This is a genomic window from Moritella viscosa (assembly GCF_900120065.1).
In the GTDB taxonomy this organism is placed as follows: Bacteria; Pseudomonadota; Gammaproteobacteria; order Enterobacterales; family Moritellaceae; genus Moritella; species Moritella viscosa.
This window is the reverse complement of sequence record NZ_FPLG01000047.1, coordinates 37,343-60,109: the sequence shown is the minus strand read 5'-3', so window position 1 is coordinate 60,109 and position 22,767 is coordinate 37,343. Positions and strand designations below refer to the sequence as shown.

At 39.7% G+C, this 22,767-nt stretch carries 17 protein-coding genes; 6 read left to right on the top strand and 11 right to left on the bottom strand.

Annotated features, from left to right (window positions below; all coding sequences use genetic code 11):
• Positions 1 to 102 precede the first annotated feature (102 nt).
• The gene (locus tag BT797_RS07385; protein WP_075471529.1) at positions 103 to 2,133 is read right to left on the bottom strand and encodes an NADPH-dependent 2,4-dienoyl-CoA reductase; all 2,031 of its coding nucleotides are present in this window, start codon (positions 2,131 to 2,133) and stop codon (positions 103 to 105) included.
• Positions 2,134 to 2,467: 334 nt separating this feature from the next.
• Between BT797_RS07385 and sppA the strand changes: the two genes are divergently transcribed.
• Together sppA and ansA are read left to right on the top strand one after the other, a co-directional pair.
• On the top strand, positions 2,468 to 4,330 hold the full coding sequence (gene sppA / locus BT797_RS07380) for a signal peptide peptidase SppA (protein WP_075471527.1): 1,863 nt from the start codon (positions 2,468 to 2,470) through the stop codon (positions 4,328 to 4,330).
• Positions 4,331 to 4,521: 191 nt separating this feature from the next.
• Complete coding sequence (gene ansA, locus BT797_RS07375) at positions 4,522 to 5,532, top strand: asparaginase (RefSeq protein WP_045110175.1); 1,011 nt, start codon at positions 4,522 to 4,524, stop codon at positions 5,530 to 5,532.
• Positions 5,533 to 5,660: 128 nt separating this feature from the next.
• Here ansA and punC read toward each other — a convergent pair whose 3' ends face one another.
• Positions 5,661 to 6,893 (bottom strand): purine nucleoside transporter PunC, encoded by a 1,233-nt coding sequence (gene punC / locus BT797_RS07370; protein WP_075471525.1) that lies wholly within the window; start codon positions 6,891 to 6,893, stop codon positions 5,661 to 5,663.
• A 104-nt stretch (positions 6,894 to 6,997) separates the two neighbouring features.
• On the opposite strand from punC, the gene punR reads away from it, so the two are divergent.
• Both punR and BT797_RS07360 read left to right on the top strand, forming a co-directional pair.
• Entirely contained in the window at positions 6,998 to 7,900 is a 903-nt protein-coding gene (gene punR / locus BT797_RS07365) for a DNA-binding transcriptional activator PunR (protein ID WP_075471523.1), read from the top strand.
• A gap of 73 nt (positions 7,901 to 7,973) precedes the next feature.
• On the top strand, positions 7,974 to 11,066 hold the full coding sequence (locus BT797_RS07360; protein ID WP_075471521.1) for a DUF748 domain-containing protein: 3,093 nt from the start codon (positions 7,974 to 7,976) through the stop codon (positions 11,064 to 11,066).
• Positions 11,067 to 11,135: 69 nt separating this feature from the next.
• On the opposite strand, the gene BT797_RS07355 is transcribed toward BT797_RS07360, so the two are convergent.
• Positions 11,136 to 11,627, bottom strand: coding sequence for a group I truncated hemoglobin (locus tag BT797_RS07355; protein WP_052678306.1), 492 nt, complete (start codon positions 11,625 to 11,627; stop codon positions 11,136 to 11,138).
• 233 nt (positions 11,628 to 11,860) lie between these two features.
• Between BT797_RS07355 and BT797_RS07350 the strand changes: the two genes are divergently transcribed.
• The gene (locus BT797_RS07350; RefSeq protein WP_045110171.1) at positions 11,861 to 12,193 is read left to right on the top strand and encodes a hypothetical protein; all 333 of its coding nucleotides are present in this window, start codon (positions 11,861 to 11,863) and stop codon (positions 12,191 to 12,193) included.
• Between the two features lie 51 nt (positions 12,194 to 12,244).
• Here the strand turns inward: BT797_RS07350 and pepT are convergent, their stop codons facing one another.
• Positions 12,245 to 13,471 carry a peptidase T gene (pepT, locus tag BT797_RS07345; RefSeq protein ID WP_045110170.1) on the bottom strand — a complete coding sequence of 409 codons (1,227 nt, stop codon included), beginning with the start codon at positions 13,469 to 13,471 and terminating at the stop codon, positions 12,245 to 12,247.
• A gap of 407 nt (positions 13,472 to 13,878) precedes the next feature.
• On the opposite strand from pepT, the gene purT reads away from it, so the two are divergent.
• Positions 13,879 to 15,060, top strand: a complete 1,182-nt coding sequence (gene purT, locus BT797_RS07340; RefSeq protein ID WP_045110169.1) for a formate-dependent phosphoribosylglycinamide formyltransferase — start codon at positions 13,879 to 13,881, stop codon at positions 15,058 to 15,060.
• A gap of 134 nt (positions 15,061 to 15,194) precedes the next feature.
• On the opposite strand, the gene BT797_RS07335 is transcribed toward purT, so the two are convergent.
• From BT797_RS07335 to BT797_RS07300, 7 genes are all read right to left on the bottom strand, one after another.
• Entirely contained in the window at positions 15,195 to 16,394 is a 1,200-nt protein-coding gene (locus tag BT797_RS07335) for a NupC/NupG family nucleoside CNT transporter (RefSeq protein WP_045110168.1), read from the bottom strand.
• Positions 16,395 to 16,612: 218 nt separating this feature from the next.
• Complete coding sequence (locus tag BT797_RS07325) at positions 16,613 to 17,551, bottom strand: LysR family transcriptional regulator (protein ID WP_045112502.1); 939 nt, start codon at positions 17,549 to 17,551, stop codon at positions 16,613 to 16,615.
• 155 nt (positions 17,552 to 17,706) lie between these two features.
• A complete protein-coding gene (locus tag BT797_RS07320) occupies positions 17,707 to 19,050 on the bottom strand; it encodes a phospholipase C/P1 nuclease family protein (protein WP_045110166.1) in 1,344 nt (447 codons plus the stop codon).
• A 55-nt stretch (positions 19,051 to 19,105) separates the two neighbouring features.
• Positions 19,106 to 19,894 (bottom strand): phytanoyl-CoA dioxygenase family protein, encoded by a 789-nt coding sequence (locus tag BT797_RS07315; protein WP_045110165.1) that lies wholly within the window; start codon positions 19,892 to 19,894, stop codon positions 19,106 to 19,108.
• 147 nt (positions 19,895 to 20,041) lie between these two features.
• Positions 20,042 to 20,443, bottom strand: a complete 402-nt coding sequence (locus BT797_RS07310; RefSeq protein WP_045110164.1) for a YkgJ family cysteine cluster protein — start codon at positions 20,441 to 20,443, stop codon at positions 20,042 to 20,044.
• 191 nt (positions 20,444 to 20,634) lie between these two features.
• Positions 20,635 to 20,952 carry a heavy metal-binding domain-containing protein gene (locus BT797_RS07305; RefSeq protein WP_045110163.1) on the bottom strand — a complete coding sequence of 106 codons (318 nt, stop codon included), beginning with the start codon at positions 20,950 to 20,952 and terminating at the stop codon, positions 20,635 to 20,637.
• A gap of 85 nt (positions 20,953 to 21,037) precedes the next feature.
• Positions 21,038 to 22,528 (bottom strand): FAD-dependent oxidoreductase, encoded by a 1,491-nt coding sequence (locus BT797_RS07300; protein WP_045110162.1) that lies wholly within the window; start codon positions 22,526 to 22,528, stop codon positions 21,038 to 21,040.
• Positions 22,529 to 22,767 lie beyond the last annotated feature (239 nt).

Below are 22,767 nucleotides of genomic sequence, written 5' to 3'. Positions count from 1 at the left end.
AAAAAAGCCCATGCATAAGATGGGCTTCTTTTAATAATAACAGTCATAATAACAGTCACTACAATAGCAACTTTGATTGTCTTATGTTGGTATTAACTAACGTTAAATCGACGCGGCAAGTTCAGCACCTTGACGAATTGCACGTTTTGCATCAAGCTCACCCGCTTCAAATGCACCACCAATAAGGTGTGTTGTCACTTTTTCAGATTGTAGTTGCTCAAACAATTCTCTAAAAGGTTCTTGTCCAGCACATAAAATCACATTATCAACATCTAATATTTTTTTCACACCATCAACGGTAATATGTAAACCTTGATCATCAATAAGATCATAAGAAGCGCCTTTGATCATTTCTACATTTTTTTTCTGTAATGTTGCTCTGTGTACCCAGCCACTCGTTTTACCTAGACCTGCACCAACTTTAGTATCTTTTCGTTGTAATAAGAATACTTCACGCGCTGGCGCAGTATTTTTAGCAGGGGTTAAACCACCGACAGTTTGACTATCTTCTGTTACGCCCCACTCGCTTAACCACTGTTTAGTATTGGTCGATGGTGAAGCACCTTCTTCTTCAACTAAATATTCTGAAACATCAAAGCCAATACCACCCGCTCCAATAACAGCAACACGCTTACCAACCGGTTTATGATCACGTAACACTTCAATGTAACTTAATACTTTTTCATGTTTAATTCCGGGAATGGCAGGTGTTCTTGGTTTAATGCCCGTTGCCACAACTACATCATCATAACCCTTACCCTGAAGGGTCTTAACTGTCACTAACTGATTTAAATGTAAGTTAATACCAAGTACGTCAATTTTCTTCGCATAATAACGCAGGGTTTCGTAAAACTCTTCTTTACCCGGGATCTGTTTCGCATAGTTAAACTGACCACCGATTTCTGATCGACTATCAAAAATATCAATTTTATGACCACGTTCAGCCGCATAACAAGCAAATGCTAAGCCTGCCGGTCCTGCGCCAACAACCGCAATTCGTTTTGATTTTGATGCAGTGTCAAATTTTAGCTCAGTTTCAAAACAAGCTTGTGGATTAACCAAACAAGATGCACGTTTAGCTTTAAATACATGATCTAAACATGCTTGATTACAGGCAATACAAGTATTAATTTCATCAGCCTTACCCGCTGTCGCTTTCTCTACAAACTTAGGATCTGCCAACATTGGGCGTGCCATCGATACCATATCTGCTTGCCCAGAAGCTAAAATCTGTTCTGCAACCTCTGGTGTATTAATACGGTTAGTTGTCACTAAAGGAACATTGACGTGTTCCTTCATTTTCTCTGTAACCCAGCTAAATGCGGCACGAGGTACACTGGTTACAATGGTTGGTACACGCGCTTCATGCCAGCCAATACCTGTATTAATAATCGTCACACCGGCTTTTTCAAGTTCTTTCGCAAGCTCAACCGCTTCTTCAAACGTACTTCCATCTTCAACAAGATCAAGCATTGAAAGGCGGAAAATAATAATAAAATCATTACCAACACGCTGACGAATCGCTTTTACAATTTCAATAGGAAAACGCATACGATGTTGATAACTACCACCCCATTCATCAGTTCGCTTATTACTGCGTCTACAAATAAATTGATTGATAAGGTACCCCTCAGAACCCATTACTTCCACACCATCATAGCCAGCAAACTTGGCCAATTCTGCGGTTTTTGCAAAATCATAAATAGTACAACGAATAGAACGTTTTGACATGGCTCTAGGTGTAAACGGGTTAATCGGTGCTTTATTTTTACTCGCGCTCACACTAAATGGGTGATAAGCATAACGACCCGCATGCAGAATTTGTAGCGCTATTTTACTGCCATTGTCATGAACCGCTTGTGTAACGACTTGGTGTTTCTTCGCTTGCCATTTATAAGACAGTTGCATGCCGTGTGGCATGAGCCGACCACGTAAGTTTGGTGAAATACCGCCCGTCACAATTAAACCAACACCACCTTTGGCACGCTCAGCATAAAAAGCTGCCAGTTTTTGAAATCCATTTTTTTCTTCTTCTAAGCCAGTATGCATCGAACCCATTAATACTCGATTTTTCAATGTTGTAAAACCTAGATCTAACGGTGCCAACATATTCGGATAATTGCTTGCAGACATAACTCCACTCCCAGTGGTTACACAATTGCTATATAATTGTTATCTATTTTAATTTTAGAGTAATTAATTTAATCGTTCATTTCAAACGCTATTTTAACTAATACAGCGTACAAGTGTAGTCGTAAATTAATGATTTCGTTGAATTTCAACACTTAACCATACATTTTGTCGTGTTTATACTAAGCTTAATTTTTCATTATTTATTATTAATGAGAACTAGATCCGCTACGTACTGTCACACCTCCGTATTCTAAGTGCTTTAATCTAAACTAGATTTATGGCTTAATATACAAAATAACAGTCTAATCCCATTGGGTTCACTAGGAATATAATAATGAGAAAATTATTCTCACTACTCGGATTCATTCTTTCTAAAATAGGTCGTTCGATTACATTTACACGTAATTTAATCTTGAACCTGTTTTTCATTTCTTTTATAGCAATTATTATTATTGCTTTGCAGCAGCAAAAAGATGCCCCCGTCACATTTGCAGATAATACCGCTTTGGTTCTCAACTTAAATGGCGTTCTGGTTGATCAGCCAAAATTAGTCGACCCATTCGACCAAGTTATTGGTGAGCTTGTTGATTCTCAAGATGTCATTAGTGAAATTGCAATTTCAGACGTTGTAAGTGTGATTAACAGCGCTAAAACTGATAATGCCATTAGCGCATTAATCTTAGATCTTGCCCGACTAAAACCTGCGAGTTTAACTAAATTAACGGATATTTCGGATGCATTAGTTGAATTCAAAAAAAGTAACAAGCCAATTTATGCTTACGGGGATTACTTTAGCCAAGAACAATACTTCCTTGCTTCATTTGCGGATGAAATTCTGTTAAATCCTGCAGGGGGCGTATTACTGCAGGGCTATGGTAGTTATAGTCTTTATTTCAAAGATGCCATTGATAAGCTTAATCTCTCATCACACGTATTTCGCGTTGGCACGTATAAATCATTTGTTGAACCCTTCACACGTAGTGATATGTCAGCAGAAAGTAAAGAAGCTAAATTAAACTGGTTAAATCAACTTTGGGATACTTACACCAGTACCGTTGCTAACAATCGTTTAATCAACGCTGACGATGTGGCACCTAAAGCAGATATATTTATTGAACAACTGCAATCAGTCAATGGCAATATTGCCCAATATGCTTTAAAACAAAAACTTGTAGATCAGCTATTAACACGTGAACAAATTTCGCGTTATCTGGCTAAAAAGCTAAACAGCGAATCGGATAAATATGAGAAGGTGGAGTTTTTAGATTACCTTAATCTTCTGCCTACACAGTTTAAAGAACAAGATTTTGCGAGTAAACCTGGAGTTGGTATCATTTTCGCCAATGGCCAGATCTTAGATGGTAACCAACCTCCTGGCGCTATTGGTGGAAAATCGCTGACTAAATTGCTATTACAAGCAAAAGACGACGAAAAGATTAAAGCCTTAGTCCTACGTATCGACAGCCCAGGTGGTAGCGCATTTGCATCAGAACAGATCCGTACCGCATTATTAGAAGTGAAAAAATCGGGTAAACCCGTGATAGTGTCCATGGGTAGCGTCGCCGCATCCGGTGGTTATTGGATAGCTTCTGCGGCAGATGAGATTTGGGCTAAACCAACCACGATCACCGGTTCAATTGGTATCTTTGGTCTATTTGCGACAACCGAAAAACTACTCGCTAAAATGGGCATTTACAGTGATGGTGTCGGGACAACAGATTACACAGGACTATCTGTAAATCGGGAACTGCCTGAACACATGGCTAAAATTATCCAAATGACGGTTGAAAATGGCTATAGCAACTTCTTAAATGTCGTTGCTGAAGGTCGAGATATGACAATAGAAGAAGTTAATGAGGTTGCTCAAGGTCGTGTTTGGACTGGTAGCGATGCGCTTAATCTTGGCCTTATTGATAGCCTTGGTAGCCTAGATGATGCAATTGCGTCTGCCGCAGAAAAAGCAGGTGTATCGAGTGATTCATTAATTTTAATTCAAACACCCCGTAGTGAGCGTGATAGATTACTGTCTATGTTCACTCAATCTGTTGCAAAGCAAGTATTAACAGAGCTCAACATTAGTCCTAATGGTAGTGTGGCGACTTGGTTAGCAACAATGAGTCGACAAGCCGGACAACTCACTAACTATTCAGATCCGCAAGGCCTATATGTGGAATGTTTAGTATGCGAAATTAAATAATCCTCTAGATTAGCTGGACCTAGTGAATAATGATATTAAGCGGTAAATGAATCCATTTACCGCTTAATTCAAATTTATATCTTAATTACCCTATTAAATTGCAGTTTTATTAGGCAATCTAGTATCAAGCTATTCCATTAATTGATTTCAGCACTATAATCCTCTTTAAAAACGCACAGGGGAATTTATTAATGGCTAAGAAATCAATCTACATCGCATATACTGGTGGCACGATCGGTATGCAACATTCAGAGCACGGTTATGTACCGATGGAAGGATTCATGACGGATTGCTTAGCGCGTCTACCTGAATTCCACCGCGAAGAAATGCCTGATTTCACCCTTCACGAGTATTCGCCGTTAATCGACTCTTCTAACATGTCACCTTCTGATTGGCAGCAGATCGCTGAAGATATCCAAAGCAATTATGACGACTACGATGGCTTTGTGATCTTACATGGTACTGATACCATGGCGTACACAGCATCAGCATTATCATTTATGTTAGAAGACCTTGGCAAACCCGTGATTGTTACTGGTTCACAGATCCCACTGGCTGAGATCCGTTCAGATGGCCAAAGCAACTTACTGAACTCGCTTTACCTCGCAGCAAACTACCCTGTTCATGAAGTCTGTTTATTCTTTAATAACCAATTATTACGTGGCAACAGAACAACGAAAGTGCACGCTGATGGTTTTAGCGCGTTTGCAACACCAAACTGCGAAACACTATTGAAAGTTGGGATTAACATTGAAGTCATGTTAGGTGATGTAAAACCAATTACTGAAAAAACACTTACCGTTAGTAACATTACACCACAGCCGATTGCGATCGTGACACTTTACCCTGGTATTTCAACAGAAGTTATCTTTAACATTCTATTACAACCCGTTAAAGCGTTAATTTTGCTAAGTTATGGCGTAGGTAATGCCCCGCAAAGTGAAGCACTATTAAATGCGCTTGAAGCCGCGAACCAGCGTGGTATCGTGGTGGTGAATCTTACCCAGTGCATTAAAGGTAAAGTTAACATGGGCGGTTATGCGACAGGCGATGCCCTAGCGCAAGTTGGTGTTATTTCGGGTTATGATATGACAACAGAGGCAGCATTAACTAAGTTGCATTATCTCATCAGTAAAAAACTACCGAGTGAAGAAATTAAAATACAAATGCAACAAAATATCCGTGGTGAATTAACCCACTAAACTATCCTAGTACAGTATCAAGTAAACCGCGCTAGCATACGATTTAGATTAATGTTACCAATAAAAAAAACGGGAAAGACAATAGCTGTCTTTCCCGTTTTTTTATTCAAATTTTAGCTTGTAATAAATTAAACCACTACAGCATCACTTGCTGATATATTCGTTGTTTTATGCTTAGCGAGTACATAACCAACCACAATCAGAAAACCTTGGAACAACATCACAGATGTAACAGCATAAACACCATGTTCAGAGAATGCTGATACCACACTGCTTGCTAAGAAACAAAACATCGTCTGTAAGAAGTTAAGCAAACCTGCAGCGGTTGCACTACAATTCTTGAAGTCAGCGAGTGCAGCATTAATCACCAATGGATAAATCGCGCCATTAGCCACGGCTAAAAAACAGAATGGGATCAAAATAGGCCAAATAGTCGTTGGTGACGTCGCAAAAGCAATCACAAACATAAGCACAACCGTTGTGATAAACAATGTAATTAACCAAGGCAATAATTGTTTCGCACTAAAACGTGTTAATAGGTTACGACAACCATAACCACCAACAAGAAAAGCCACTGTCTGAGGTAGATAACTTAGACCAATATCCGCCCCCGAATACCCCATTGCAGTCATAATGAATGGCGAACCGGTTAAATAGGCGAAGAATGCAGCTGAGCACGCCGCAAATATCAACATATTACCAATGAATATTTTTGATTTTATGATTTGCTTATAATCACGCGCCAATTGCAACGACAACTTTTCTTGTTTTTTACCTAAAGGTGCGCTTTCTTGTTCGCGACTTGTTGCAAATGCCAACGCTAAACCAGTCACTACAAGCACAACAAAAATACTACGCCAGCCAAAAAACTCTTCTAATCCAGCGCCAAGTAAAGGTGCTAATGCAGGAGAGAGCGCGACCAGTGGCATGATCGTCGCAAAAACACGCTCTGACGCTTTACCTTGATAACGGTCAATTACGACCGCCTGCCAAATGACAGTACCACAACATGCACCTAATGCCTGGCCAAAACGTGCAAGAAGAAATAGCTCAATACTGTTAGATACGGAGATAACAGCGGTTGATATCACAAAGATAGCCATGCCAACAAACAGCATTTTTTTACGGCCTACACGATCAGATAACGGACCATAAACTAATTGACCCAGTGCCATACCCAATAAAAAAATACTGAGCGACAAGCTAATTAATGTCTGAGATGTACCAAATTCATGACGAATCGTTTCAAATGCGGGTAAATACATATCAGTTGCAAGAAAACCCAACATGCTTAATCCAGAAAACCAAACCATCGTGCTCATTGGGACTTTATTTTTAGTGTTATTTTTAATATTGTTCATTACTTAAACTACATAGACTAATGATGATGTTACTAGTTTAATACTGGCGATTCTGTTTGAGAAACGCTAATATTTCACTATTGCTTTCAAAAAATTTGATGTGTATGTTTTCCCAACAAGATCTACAAGTTATCGACGCAGTTGCAAGACGCGGAAGTTTCACAGCTGCAGCAGATGAATTATGTAAAGTACCAAGTGCTATTAGCTATACGGTTCGTAATATTGAAGAGCGATTAGCGGTCGCATTATTTATTCGTCTGCACCGAAAAGTAGAACTAACACCTGCAGGTGAATATTTCGTGATTGAATCTCGGAAATTGCTCAAGCAAATGGCACATATGAAATTTCAAACACAACGCGTCGCTAACGGTTGGAATCAAAGTGTGTCTCTTGCGCTCGATAATGTAGTACATGAAGGCCGTATTAACACCATGGTGGGTGACTTCTACAACGCATTTCCAGATGTAGAACTTTTACTCACGATGGAGGTGTATAATGGTGTTTGGGATGCCTTAGTTGATTCACGCGCCGATATTGCCATTGGTGCAACCGCATCAATCCCAGTGAGTGGTGGTTTTGATTATCGTGGTATGGGGGAACTAAAATGGACATTTGTCATTAGTCCTAATCACCCACTAGCCAGCGCAGAACAAGCAATAAGTAACGAGGAGCTAGCAAGATACCCTGTTATATGTTTAGAAGATACAGCACGCAAACTGCCTAAACGCACCACCTGGTTACTTGATAATCAACGTCGTCTTGTTGTACCAAACTGGCATAGTGCAACCCAATTACTCAAAGGTGGATTAGGTATTGCTATTATGCCTGCACACATGGCAAATAAACTGTTAATGAGTGGAGAGTTAATAGAGAAAAAGCTCATCACAAGTTTGCTTGTCAGCGACTGCTGCCTAGCTTGGAATACCAAACGAATGAGCCCAGCAGTTCAATGGCTACTTGATTATTTAGGGGATAGTGACCAATTACATCAGCAATGGTTAGAATAATAGCTGTTATGCTAGCCATTGATATTCTATAATTAGTATTAATATCAGGATTTAAATAGGATTTATATTTCTAATGGCTGCTAAAATTTCAAATTTTCGAAAAAATTTTTCACGAGCGCCACGTTATCAACGTTTATTAAGTTATGCGCTTGTTGCCTATTTAATGTATGCCTTACTATTAGGTTTACTTGTCCCCTATCTCGTTAAAAGTATCGCACCAGAAAAAATCAGTGCTTTACTTGGCCGCCCAGTACAACTTCAAGATATAAGTATTAACCCTTTGTCGCTCAAATTTGAGATTAAAGGGTTTGAAATTCAAACTCAAGAACAGGAAGATTTTACCGGTATTGGTCGACTCACATTGCAAATAAACTTATGGAAAAGTTTATTCAATGGCAGCATCAATATTGAGACTATTGAAATTGACCAAGCCTTTGCTAATATTGAAAAATTAGATGAGAGTCAATTTAACTTCTCTGATATTCCAGCACACATAGCTGCACAATCTAAACCATCAGAAACACCAGTACCAGTTAGCGAAGACACAAATGAAAGCAGTGAGTTACCGCATATTCAAATTGCTAATATCAGCATCACCAACACTGCGTTTAACTTTAAAGACAAGCCTACAGGTGCTGAACTCGACTACCCAGCAATCAATATTGTACTGACCAAATTCAATAGCCTAGCAATGTTGAATCGTGACAAGCGGAGCAACGCGCCATCCCCGACTTACAACAGCTATAATTTGAGCATTGAAGGTGCAGACAATAGCGCAGTGACCACGGCAGGTCGATTCCAATTAACACCATTGGAAGCACAAGGTAATCTGGCTCTTAAACACATAAAATTAGTGACATTTTGGCCATTCGTAGCAGAACAATTAACGGCTAAACTAGAGTCTGGCGTTATTGACTTTACAACTGACTATCAATTCATTAGTAACGATAAGTCACCGCAATTACTCACTGATGCGGGTCAATTTTCGTTACGTACATTGATATTCTCCGAACCAGAAAAAGAACTCATTAACCTACCGTTACTCACAGTAGCAGGCATCAAAGTTGACTTATTGCAACAACAAATTGGTTTAGATAATATCAGTACCGATGGGTTAAAAGTTAATGCAGTTGTAAACAAGGACGGTGTTGTTAATCTAACAAATGCTTTTACACTAAAACATACAGAACCAACTAGCGCATCATCAGATAGCAAAATAACCGCTAAATCAGAATCACAGGCAACGCAATCTGAAAATAATGAGGCTCAAGCAACGGAAAGTAAAGAAGCACAAGAGTTGCTCGTCATTCTTGGTGAATTTAATTTAACCAACTACGATATTAATGTCATTGAATCTATGATGACGGATGCAACCGCATGGCGCCTGTTCCCTATTAACGTCAGAACTAAATCATTGACCAGTCGTCTCGATACACCCATTGAATATGACTTAGCCCTAACGATTAACGATAAAGGTACCTTCTCTTCTCAAGGTAGCGCAGATGTAAAAGAACAATCGCTTGATGCTACGATCAATTTAGATAAATTGAACCTCGCACAATTTCAACCTTATCTAAAACCTTACGTGAACATCACAATCCAAAATGGTGAATTCACAACGCAAGGTAGCCTTTATGCGAATACCAAAGGTGCAGCTCGATTTGATGGTTCAATAAAACTAGAATCACTAGCAATTAATGACAACAAATTAAATAAAACGCTAATCAAATGGCAAAACTTCAATATCAACAGCCTTAAATTTGATAAAGAAGCAAACAGTTTGCTTATCGACCATGTTTCTTTTGTACAACCATATGCTCAAATGATTGTCGCTGCAGATAAAAGCTCCAATGTGTCAGATCTTGTTGTCAAAACCAAAGACGAGAAAAAAGAGGCGGCAGTTAAAGGTGAGTCCCAAATAAAACCTGAAACTCAAAAAATTAAAGCGACAGAAGATGCAATGCTGATTGAGATAAACAAGATCACACTCGCACAAGGTAAAGTCGATTATACCGACAATCTTCTTAAACCTACTTTTGAAGCCACTATCGACAAGTTAGAAGGCCATGTAGGTAAACTATCATCAACGGCAACCAAGAATGCGGAACTAAATATCAGAGGCATAGTAAACGAGTACGCACCTCTCACATTACGTGGTGAAGTTAACCCTCTCATCCCACAGCCGTATGTGGACATCGAATTTATCTTTGATAATTTTGAGCTACCCTCTATGACCCCCTACTCTGGTACTTATGCAGGGTTAGATATTAACGAAGGTCAGCTCTCACTTGCACTTAAATACAAGTTAGAAAAAAATCATTTAGAAGGTCGCAACCAAATATTCATTGATCAGCTTGATATGAATAATACAAAAAACAGTGACGCAGGGACAATATTACCGATTACTTTAGCTATTCCATTATTAAAAGACAGCAATGGCGCTATTGATTTAGGCGTTGAAATATCGGGGGATGTTAATGACCCGAGCTTTAATGTCGGCGAAATACTGCTAAAACAATTTACCAATATCATAGTGAAAGCCGCTACATCGCCATTCACATTATTAGCTAGCATCGTAGATTCCACAGAGGAATTAGATAAAGTTAATTTTGCTAAGGGCTCAGTGATACTTACCCAACTCGAACAAAATAAACTCGATACATTAGCAAAAGCACTAGTACAACGACCACAATTAAAACTCAATATTAAAGGCAGCTATGATGCGAACGTGGACAAACAAACACTTCAAAATAGAGCCGTAAATACGAAACTAAGTCAATTAACAAACGCGAATATTCCAGAAACGACTAATGCGACGAATCTACCACTATCAAATGATATGGAAGATGCACTTATCACGTTATATGAACAAGAAACCCAAGGCAAAGCGGATACACTACGTAATACGATTTCAGCTCAGCAGGCGTCACTCGATAAATCAGCACTTAAGCAAGTTTGGCTTAGCAGTTTATATGCCGAAACAAGTAAGCAACAAGCTATCACAGATAAAGTGCTAAGAAAATTAGCTAAATCTCGAGCTAATGCAATTAAAACTCACCTACGAGATATAAGCAAAGTTGATGCGGGTCGTATTTTTGTATTAAGTCATCAAAGCAATGTGCCATCAGCAAGTACGCAGACAACCTTGACGCTTGTCGTTAAATAAGGTGATTAAATAGTATTATATAAGAATAGGCTTCATTGACAGTGCCATCACAACCGATGAAGCCTAATTTTATTTTTCAGACACAATATCAGCTTTCGTAGATTCAACAATAGCAAGTAAATCATGAGTTTCCATCGCTGATACTTTATGCTTCGCTAGCACTTCTTTAAACAAAACGACCATCCGATACCATTCTTTTTCCGTTATGTGCAAGTTCTTATGCGCCTCTTTCATTTCTCGTCCTTTATAAATACAGGGACCATTTGTGACTTGACACATCATAGTAGTGACTTGAAACTTTAAATAAGCTTTAGGCACCCTTGCTCGTGAAGTGTTGATTGCTGAATTTTTATTTAACTCGATATCGATTATGACCGTATCTACAAAATCATTCACAACAACAGTTATCGGTACTAGTCCTCCAAGTCTGTCGTAAAGTGAAATATCTGAATGTTCATACCCAACATCTTTTGAAGCTTTAACACCCAAACTAAACGCTATACTAGAAATAAATAAACATATAAATAATACAGTAACTAATAAAGAATTGTATCTCATCATAGCTATTTCCTACTGCTGTAAATTAACAACACCATAGCGAAAGTTTAGCTAAATTTTAAATATTTTCCATTGTCGATTAACCAACCAAAGACCTGCTACGTCAGCACCATATCCAATAAATATACAAATCAAAGATCATCACTTATGCTTACATGAGTTTGAGCTAATTAGAATGCCAAACTGTATGCAATCTACTGATTAATATTTAGTGATTTGTAATTGGAGACCGACTTATGCTTGAAGATAACTTTGTCACATTAAAATCAAAACTATTAATCCGGCATACTCAGCAATTCATGAATAACAAGCTAAGTTACACCATGCTATGTGATTATATTTGGGAAATATTACAAGACTGGCAACGTTTGAATATTGTGGAGAACAGAATATCAAGTCAAAAAGAAATGGTTTTTTGGTACTTAGTATTTGAATTGCAATTTCAAGATGAAACGTCTTTATTATATGATAAAGACGTTAGTTTAAAATTACATAACTGTATCTTGTTTTTGCAAAATGAGCTTAAGATGCCTAAAGACTGTATTGGTGTAAGGCCTAATTACGCTTAATAAGCGATATCAAATACAGCAATAATTTGTAAGTTAATATACTCATCCAATTCATACGTATTTTTTCGCAGTTAACTCCGCCAACCGAACAATAACACGCACTGATTTTTCCATCCCTGCAGCCGTAATAAACTCATGAATACCATGAAAATTATAACCACCTGTAAAGATATTAGGACAAGGTAATCCCATGAAAGACAATCGAGCACCATCAGTGCCTCCACGGATAGGTTTAATATCAGGCTGTACATCACAATCAATCATCGCTTGTTTCGCAATCTCAATAATATGTACGTGAGGCTCGACCATTTCACGCATATTATTATAACTATCGATTATTTTCAGCTCTACCCGTTCACAACCAAGTTCTTCATTTAATTCTAAGACTTTTTGTTGTATAAATTCTTTTCGATGCGCTAATCCCATCGTATCAAAATCACGAATAATATAATTCAAGGTGGTTTTTGCCACACTCGTTTGCATTGAATTCAAATGGTAAAAACCTTCATACCCTTCCGTGCATTCAGGTGTTTCGTCTGCAGGCATCATCCTTTGAAATTTAGCTGCAATTCCCATGCTATTAACCATCTTATTTTTCGCTGAACCTGGATGCACATTTACCCCGTGACAAATTATTTCAGCAGCGCTCGCATTAAAATTTTCAAACTCGAGTTCGCCAACTGGGCCGCCATCAATGGTATAGGCCCACTCAGCACCAAAATTTTTAACATCAAACAAATTCGCACCACGACCAATTTCTTCATCGGGTGTAAAGCCGATACTAATATCACCATGTTTGATTTCAGGATTAGCTTGAAGATACGCTATCGCGGTTATGATTTCAGCAATACCGGCTTTGTTATCAGCACCTAATAAGGTTGTACCATCGGTCGTTATTAGCGTATCACCATGTAGGTCGTTCAAATCTGGGTACATCGAAGGTGATAAAACTTCGCCATGTCCTAAACTTATATCACCACCTTGATAGTCCTTCACTATTTGCGGTTTAACCCCCTTCCCAGATGCATCAGGTGCTGTATCCATGTGCGCAATAAACCCAACAGTTGGTACTGTTGTGCGAATATTACTGGGGAGCGTTGCAGTTAAATAACCATTGTTATCTAGTTTTACATTCTTTAGTTTTAATGCCATCAGCTCTTGCTTTAACTGTGCAGCAAAAACTGTTTGCCCAAGCGTACTTGGGCATGCATCAAACGTATAATCAGATTGGGTATCAAAACTTACATAACGTAAAAAACGTTCAATCAAGGTAGTCATAATAAAGCCTTTTAAAAATAAGTAGTTATGATGTACAACCATTATGCTTAATAAATAATAACGATTCGTTGTTCTTAATCATAAATAGGTATTAATTTAACTTTATTAATTTTCCCCCCCTAACCTACGGGCCTTATCAGCCCCCGACATTGTATTATAGCCCTCATTTTTATTGTCTATTTATACAGCTCTATTTTTGCTATTAATCACATTTAAGCATAAAACAAAATGCTCACTTTTAGATGTTACAACCAACTTATCACTTAAAACTTTCATTTCCAGAACAATCGTTATATCATGCTCCTTAACAGCTTAATTAAATAAACTATAGTACTTAAAATACAACAAGTTAGTGAATTATCATTTGTTTGACCACCAAATTTATAATCAATTAATAGGGAACTGTTATGTTAGGTACCGCCAACAGCAAAAATGCAACACGTGTATTACTATTAGGCTCTGGAGAGCTTGGAAAAGAAGTGACTATTGAATTTCAGCGTTTAGGGGTAGAAGTCATTGCCGTTGATCGTTATGACAATGCACCCGCGATGCAAGTCGCGCATCGCAGTCACACCATTGATATGCTTGATGGTAATGCCCTAAGACATGTGATTGAACTTGAACAACCGCATTATGTTATTCCAGAAATAGAAGCCATCGCAACAGATACCCTGCTTGAATTAGAACAAGAAGGTGTCAATATCATTCCTACAGCGCGTGCAACCAAGCTAACAATGGATCGTGAGGGTATTCGTCTTCTGGCCGCAGAAACCCTTAATTTACCTACCTCACCTTACATCTTTACTGACAATAAAACTGAATATGAAGGCGCAGTGGCAGAAATTGGCATTCCATGTGTGATAAAACCAGTCATGAGTTCATCAGGTAAAGGTCAAAGTATTATTCGTGATAAAGATGACATCGAGCAAGCTTGGCACTATGCACAAGAAGGTGGCCGAGCAGGCGCAGGGCGTATCATTATTGAAGGCTTTGTAAAATTCGATTTCGAGATCACCATGCTTACAATCAGTGCGGTAGATGGCATCCACTTCTGCGACCCAATTGGTCACCGTCAGCAAGATGGGGATTACCGTGAGTCATGGCAACCACAAATAATGTGTGATGATGTGCTTGCCAAAGCACAAGAAGTATCTGCCGCGGTAGTTAAAGAATTAGGCGGTTATGGTCTATTTGGTGTCGAACTCTTCATTCGAGGTAAAGACGTATTTTTTAGTGAAGTTTCACCGCGTCCACACGACACAGGTATGGTGACACTAATCTCACAAGACTTGTCTGAATTTGCTTTACATGTACGCGCTGTTTTAGGGCTACCTATCACCCAAATCCAACAATATGGTCCATCTGCCTCTGCCGTTATCCTAGCAGAAGGTCACTCGACTAATATTAGTTTTAATCAATTAGCGCCAGCATTGGCCAGTGTACCAGGCAGTCAAATCCGTCTCTTCGGCAAACCAGAGATCGCCGGCCAACGTCGCTTAGGCGTGGCTCTGGCTCGTGGTATTAATAGTATCGATGCTATTGATAAAGCCAAGAAAGTAGCACAAACAGTTGAAGTGACTCTTAATTAATATATACCGTTGACGAGCATAAAGTCTAACGATCAAAAAAGGCTAACAAGTTATTACTCGTTAGCCTTTTTTACATCTGTAATTCAAGTTAATTGTTGTATCTATACTTTTAATTATTAACGATTAACGATTAATTATAAACTTAACATCACACCAGCAATCGCAGCGCTCATCAAATTAGCTAGCACACCAGCAAAGATGGCGCGGAAGCCATGTTTAGCAATAAATTGACGACGTTCAGGGATCATACTGCCTAAACCACCAATTAAGATAGCCATAGTACTGATATTAGCAAAACCACACAATGCAAAGGTAATAATCGCTTGTGAATGTTCACTTAATTGATCTTTTACTTCCATCAACTGAATAAACGCTACAAACTCATTTACGACGATCTTATTACCAATCAGCGAACCTGCAACAATCGCTTCATTCCATGGTACACCAATCAACCAAGCGACAGGAGCAAACACATAACCTAGAATGATTTCAAAGCTTAATGTTAGATTAAACCAATTGCCAATACCACCTAACATACCATTCAGTAACGCGATAACACCGACAAACGCTAACAAGGTAGCACCAATCGCAGTTGCCATACTTAAACCAGCCATTGCACCGTCAGCAAGGGCTTCAACCACGTTTGTTGCGCGCGGTAATTCAACTTTAGTGATTTCATCATCGCTTAGTTTATCTGTTGATGGCGGGAACAAAAATTTCGCCATTAACAAACCAGCAGGTGCAGACATAAATGATGCCGCAACAAGGTATTTGATCTCAACACCGATCATCGCGTAACCCACGAGTGTGCCACCAGCAACAGACGCTAGACCGCAAGTCATCACAGCAAAGAACTGCGAATCACTCATACCTTTTAAATACGGTTTAACCACTAAAGGCGCTTCAACCATACCAACAAAAATGTTTGCCGTTGCCGCTAACGATTCTGCGCGGCCAGTGCCTAATAATTTCTGTAAACCACCACCAACAATGTTAATCATCTTCGGCATAAAGCCAATATGATACAGCGCTGAAATTAACGCAGAGAAGAACACAATAATACCTAATACATTGATAGCAAATACAAAGTTTCCTTCAACTAAACTACCAAATAAGAACGATATACCCTCCTGGCCATAATCAATCACGTTTGATACACCTGCACTAAAGCCATTTAATGCGTCTTTTCCTGCTGGAAAATATAATACAATGAAAGCAAACGAGATCTGTAATGTAAACGCTAGCGAGACAGTTCTTAGTGGGATATTGCGGCGATTGTTAGAGCTGAAATACGCCGTTAATAGGATCACTATTATGCCTAAAATAGATATCATGGAACAAACCTGTTTAATGATTAAAATTATAAAGATGCGTATTGTAGTCCGCACCATTATTACAGCAAGCCCAGTAAGTTACTTGCTTGTTACAATTAAATTCAAACGTCTTGTTGTGATAGCTAATCTATTGTTTTATAACAATTCAACAATGATATTTTAGGTATTGTTTCCATATGGAAAAGATATTTCCCCATGAGGAGATAAGTTCTTGTAGATTAGATTTTAATCTGTGACTTTAATTGCCGATCCCAGTATGAAGGCTGACCAATATATTCTTTGAAAAAAATGATCGCCGCGCTAATTTTCTTCGGTAAATGCTTACGACTTGGGTATACAGCATAGAACTGCATCCTTTGACTCGCCTGCCACTCTGGTAATAGTTGTATCAACTTTCCCGCTCTAAACTCATCCGTTAATAAATACGTCGCTAAGTAGGCAATTCCCCATCCTGATATCGCGGCATCGCGGATAGCTTCGGCTAAATCAACACGATAATCACCATTAACATTTACATATAACGTGTCAGTACCTTGTTTGAATGACCATAAACCATAGTTACGCTCACGGCTTTGGTAAATCAGGCAGTTATGATTCTCAAGGTCTTCCGGATGTAATGGCGCTGAGTTGTGCATCAGATAATCTGGTGACGCAGCAACCACAAAGCGGGTATCAGCCAAATGCTGAGCCACATAACCTTCGGGTATATCTTCAATGTTCGTCAACCACAGGTCTAAACCGTCATCAATCATATTGGTTTTATAATCAAACAGACTCACTTCAACATGCAAGTCGGGATGCAATTTACGAAATTGTTCAATTGCAGGGATGATATGGATCGTACCAAATGACTGCGAAACACCTAAACGCAGGATACCCGTCACTTCATCTTGCAGATTAGCCATCATGACATCAGCGTCTTGTACACTGATTACCACGTCAGCACAATAATGGGCAAACAGTTGTCCCGCATCAGTTAAGGTGAAGCTTCGCGTTGAACGCTGCACAAGTTTAACGTTTAAATCAGCTTCTAAACACTTGAGTTGCTTACTGACATGAGAAACCGACACACCTAACGTATGTGCAGCAGCAGTAAAGCTACCAGTTTGTACAAGTGTATGGAAAAGTGCCATTTGGCTAGCGCGATCTTGAATCAAATGAGAAGTACCGAGTAACGTCCGATCTGTGTGACCAGGTAATAAAAAATAAACACCGTTATTGATGTTTATACGGTCAGTGTATACAAAAATCAATATGCAATAAAGCAGTAAGCCATTGCGGGACTAAAGTGCTGGCTTACTGCTCGATTATATTAAGGTTTATGATATAAAATTGAACGAACGTAACTGCGTGTATTAGCGTTATGATCTGACATAAACTCAGCGAGTAAGTTGATCATTTGGGTTACCCCCTCTTCGCCATTTTTCTCTCGGATCATATCAACAATCATGTCGACTTCCTTACTACCATCGACTTCAAAACTCGGGTCACTCACTAGTTTCTCAGGCACCCAACGTTCAAGGTAATCAGCCAATTTCTGTGATTTGTCATATGATTTCTTGGCAAATACCTCTACAAATGTCGTATTTGTGTATTCAATAACAGGCATCTCTTGTTCTAACGCTTTAAATAATATGCTACTAAAGTCATTATTTTCATAGGCTTGCTTGGTAATGTTCTCTTGAAATGTTTCTAATACTAAATGGCGATTAGAGAGCAATTGAATCGCATCTATTTTCGCTTGCGGGAAACCCATCATATCTTTGGCATTTGTCCAGATACTCGACACCGTACTCACACCCGGTTGTAATGTTGAGTGATATGACTGTGCAATGTCTCCAATGTAGTGCATGCCCCATCCCATAAAGCGCCAGCCCCAATAATCATGGCCAGTACGAAAAGCATATTCAGATAACGCTTTGTACATATGGACACGATAATCAGGGAAGGTATCACGTAAGAAGGGGGCGAGTGTAAAGAGTACACTTGATTCATGGTAGAACCCCATATGGAAAGGTGCTTGCGAACTGTATTCTAATGCAGGATTACCAAAGGCTTGTTTACCAAAACCATACAGTTTACCCGCGTTGGTATTGCTGTCTTCAAACAAACCAATATCTAAACCATTATCAGGATCATCATTAGCCGATACTAACACCTCGATTGGCGTTACCATTTCTCCACTTTTCACTTCAACAAAAGTCATGGTGTTGTAATGGTCTAGACTTTTAAATACGGTAACTTCTGAGGAATCCATTCGACGACGGCCTTGTTTATCCTGCCCTGGTAATAATTGAATATACGGATTAACACGTGCATTCGGGTTGATACGTATGGCATGGGTGAAACTTGTTTGTAAGTCTTGCCCAGCAGCGTCAAATGCTAAGGTATCTGGACGCGGTTTATAATACAGGACGTTTTGGCGTAACCAGTCTTCATTGCTTGCTAATAACGTTTCTAACCCTTGCGCCTCTGCTGTCACAAATTCAGCTAAGGTTTCAACCTTAATCGGCACTTGATCTGCGACGTCAGGAATAGTCTTTAATATTGGGTAGGTAATAAGACTGTGTTCAGACCATGCACTGGCGTTACTCACAACGACACTACTACACAAGATGACTTTCAGCAGTCTTTTAAACAAGATCGAGATAAACATAATATTCCTTTAAAATCTGTCATATGTTGAAGCGCCAACTGATTTTTTCGCGCAATCAACACTGTGCCTTTAGGTTGAGCGTACTCATGAATAATCTCGGATCATCAATCTTATCCAGCATTTCAATGCTCGGTAAACATTCGTCATCGACATAATCGGCAAAGTCCGCATCCGGATCAAACACTAAGATATCCAGCGCTAATCGATCCATACCATATAAACCGCGGTGGATCATATCAGCTGAAAACACGAGTAAGTCGCCCGCGGCTAAGTTCATTACCTTACCACTAGAGAGACTATCACAGCTCACTTTGCCTTTTATTTCTTGTCGTACATTAAACTCTTCTTCATTGTCCCAGCGCTTATGCGTACCAGGGACGAGTTCCATGCCAAGTTCATCAAACAAAGGAACGCGAAGATGTACCACTTGCGTCTCTTGCACGGCTATTTTTTGCTGTTCGACCTCATGATCGTATTGACAATCACGATGCCAAAAATCTTTTTGTTTAGGGTTAACAGGGTTGAAAAATAATTGGGTATTCATAAATGCTGGATTAGACGGTATAACCGATTCGACAACATCCATCATTTTTTTTGAGCTGATGAAATTGAAAAGCTTCAGCCGATCGTCGCACTCTAAATAATCGATGCCGGTAATGACAGACGAATTAAACGCTTCAGAACGATAGAATTGTATATTGTCTTCTTTCCAGCGCTCATGGAATTTTGATACGACTTCTCTCAGCGCTAAAATCTCATCGGTATTAAAATAATTTCTTATTACAAAGTAACCTTGCTCGTCATATTCGCTATTCAATTGACTTTGATTCACTACCTTTAACACCCATTACCTCTATTTTATGATAACAACCCGGCTGCCAATCCTTTGTTAGATACCAGACTAGCTCTAAGGATTAAGCCGAGTTCGTTGTAAGTTACTTTTTCAAGAATGAATTCCATTTCTTCTCCATAACGTTTTAATATTATTTAACTATACCAACACTTGTCGTGTATTTCTGATGTAGTGATGGATCTGTCCTTCAACTTTAACATCAATCATTTCTTCTGGTCGACGATCATTAGGACAAGGTATTCTAGGTGTTGTACCAAACAATCGGCAGATCAACGGGCGTTCCTCGTACACAGTGCAACCTTTAGGGCCTAAATGTACGCAGTTATACTCATCTAATGCGGCATCATGCTCAGCATCCGTTTTATATGGCAGGCGCGACATTTCTTCTGCAGACGTAGTTACAGGTCCACAGCAATCGTGGCAACCCGGTGTACATTCAAACGTCGGGATTTGTTTGCGCAGGCGTGCAAGTTCCTCTTTATTATTGTTCTTACTCTTGTTTTTTAACAATAATTTTATTTTCTCGTATTCCGAAACCATTATAGTTTTCTACCTAACTTCACTAGAAGATGACAATGCCTGTAAATTTACGGCGTATGTTAACATTTGTAAGCATACGACGCTTTGATTTACTGCGCCTTTTCACCTAGCTCACTAGCGACCAAATAAAATGGGCTGAAAGCTATGAGTAACAAACAGAGACCGCTATTTTGTCCTTTTTTAAGGACTCGTTATTTTTTTAATTTAACCGCTGTTCCAAAGACCATAATTTCAGATGAGCCATCCATAATTGCGCTTGTAGTAAAACGAATGCCTACAACAGCATCAGCCCCCTTTTCATGCGCATCTGCAATTAGACGTTGAACAGCTATATCCCTAGCCTCCGTTAACATTTCTGTGTAGCCTCGAATTTCACCACCGACAATACTTTTTAAACTTGCCATGATGTCACGTCCTATATGCTTTGCCTGAACGACGTTACCTGTCACTACACCTACTATTTCTTCGATTTCCTTGCCTGGAATTGACTCTGTGGTTGAATAAATCATAAAATTTCCTTAAAAATATAAAGCTAAGCTCAACAGCGTAGCAAGCTAGCGGGGATTTGGGAATAAACGTCATGTTGTGTTGATGTTATTCTTTATCTTTTGCGGATTCATTTTCCACTTTTCTCTCTAGGCAGCGTCCTCTCGGTTCATCTCCCTCATGCAGCACAATATTAGTATGCAAAAACTCAGCAGCCTCCGCGGAGCCTTTTACTTTCTTAGCGCTGCGCTCTAACATTTCGGATTCAAACTCAGTTAACACACTTTCCCTCACGCCAGCTTTACGCCATTGAGACAAGGGTCTACATTCTTTTGTAATTACCCTAGCCAATGCCAACGCATCCAGCAGTGCTTGATTCGCACCTTGTCCTTTGAATGGACTCATAGGATGAGCAGCATCTCCAATCAAGGTCACGTTAGCCCCTTCCTGTAACAATTCAGGTTCGAGTAGTGCTCGGTCATACACAGGATAACCAGAAACCATCACTTCCTGCGTCGCCGTTAAAATCTGTGGAATGGGATCGTGCCACTGACATCGTCGCAACGCTTCTTCTTTTAGCGCTTTAGCTCCTTTAGCACTCAAGGCCTTAGCCTCTTCTTCTGGCATTGGAAAGCTGAGCTGCCACATCACCGAGTCCGATGTATAAGGCATGATGTAGATCCGCTCATGGCCATTGGCGGTTTGGAATACCGTGGCCGAATCCAGTAAAACACGATCAAGACCTTCATCTTCAAGATCGGCCAAAGGACAAATCCCCAAAATCACGATACAGCCTAAATAATTTAAGGGAGAATTATCCTCACCCACCAGTAACTTGCGCACCGAACTGCGGATACCATCCGCCCCAACGACAAGATCCGCATGAGCGTACTTCATCTCACCTTCAACCTGAAAGCTCAAATCAACACCTTCACCCTCAGATTGTATAAAACCAACTAACTGATGGCCCCACTGCACCACATCATGTCCCCCTAACTGCTCAAGTAAAGCTAAACGCAACGACTGCCTTGCGATATGCACATTCGTGCGTTTGGGTAAATTTTTGTCGTCTGACGGCACCCATTTTCTGATCCCCCATTCACCGAGCACTTTTCCTTCGGTCGTATGAACCACATGTCTGGTTGAGATGATCCCCTCCTCTAACGAGACAATACCCAGCCCCTCGATCGCTCTACTCGCTTGTTGTAAAGTAAGTCCATAACCTTGGGATCGTGCATCGAAGCTGCTATCGCGTTCATAAAGTGTAAAAGGAATGCCACGGTGAAGACAAGCTACAGCAAGGGCCACCCCACCTATTCCACCGCCAATGATGGCAAGATGTGGGTAGTTTTCTTGATCCGGCTCTTTATCAGAAAAGGCTTGGATAGCAGATCGAATCAGCCCGGAACCTTTACAGTGCGAGCATGCATCAAGGTGAGCCTTAGGGCGAACGGGAGCGCTCCCTTCGCGGTTGTTTCTTTCAAATATCTCTAGTTCTCGCTGGTAGCTGAGTCTTACTTTCTTTCGGAGCCGCTTACTTACTTTCCCGCGTCCCTTACATTCTGCACAAATAGTCCAGTGGTTCTCTTCAATCTTCAACTTTTCTACCTGTCCTATGTTTAACCCGCTATTGGTACACTTGAATAAGAAAACTCCCAGCTATTAAGTTCATATTAAGGCTGACATTAAGCTGAAAGCTAAGCTGTAATTATAACGCTGATTACGGTCTATTACCGTTTAACTCGATAAAACTTAGCTTTTTTTACATTCAGCCTGCATTTCCGGCTGTTTTATAGCGGGGTAAGAGCGAAGAGTAACCGTGATAAGCTTACTGTAGC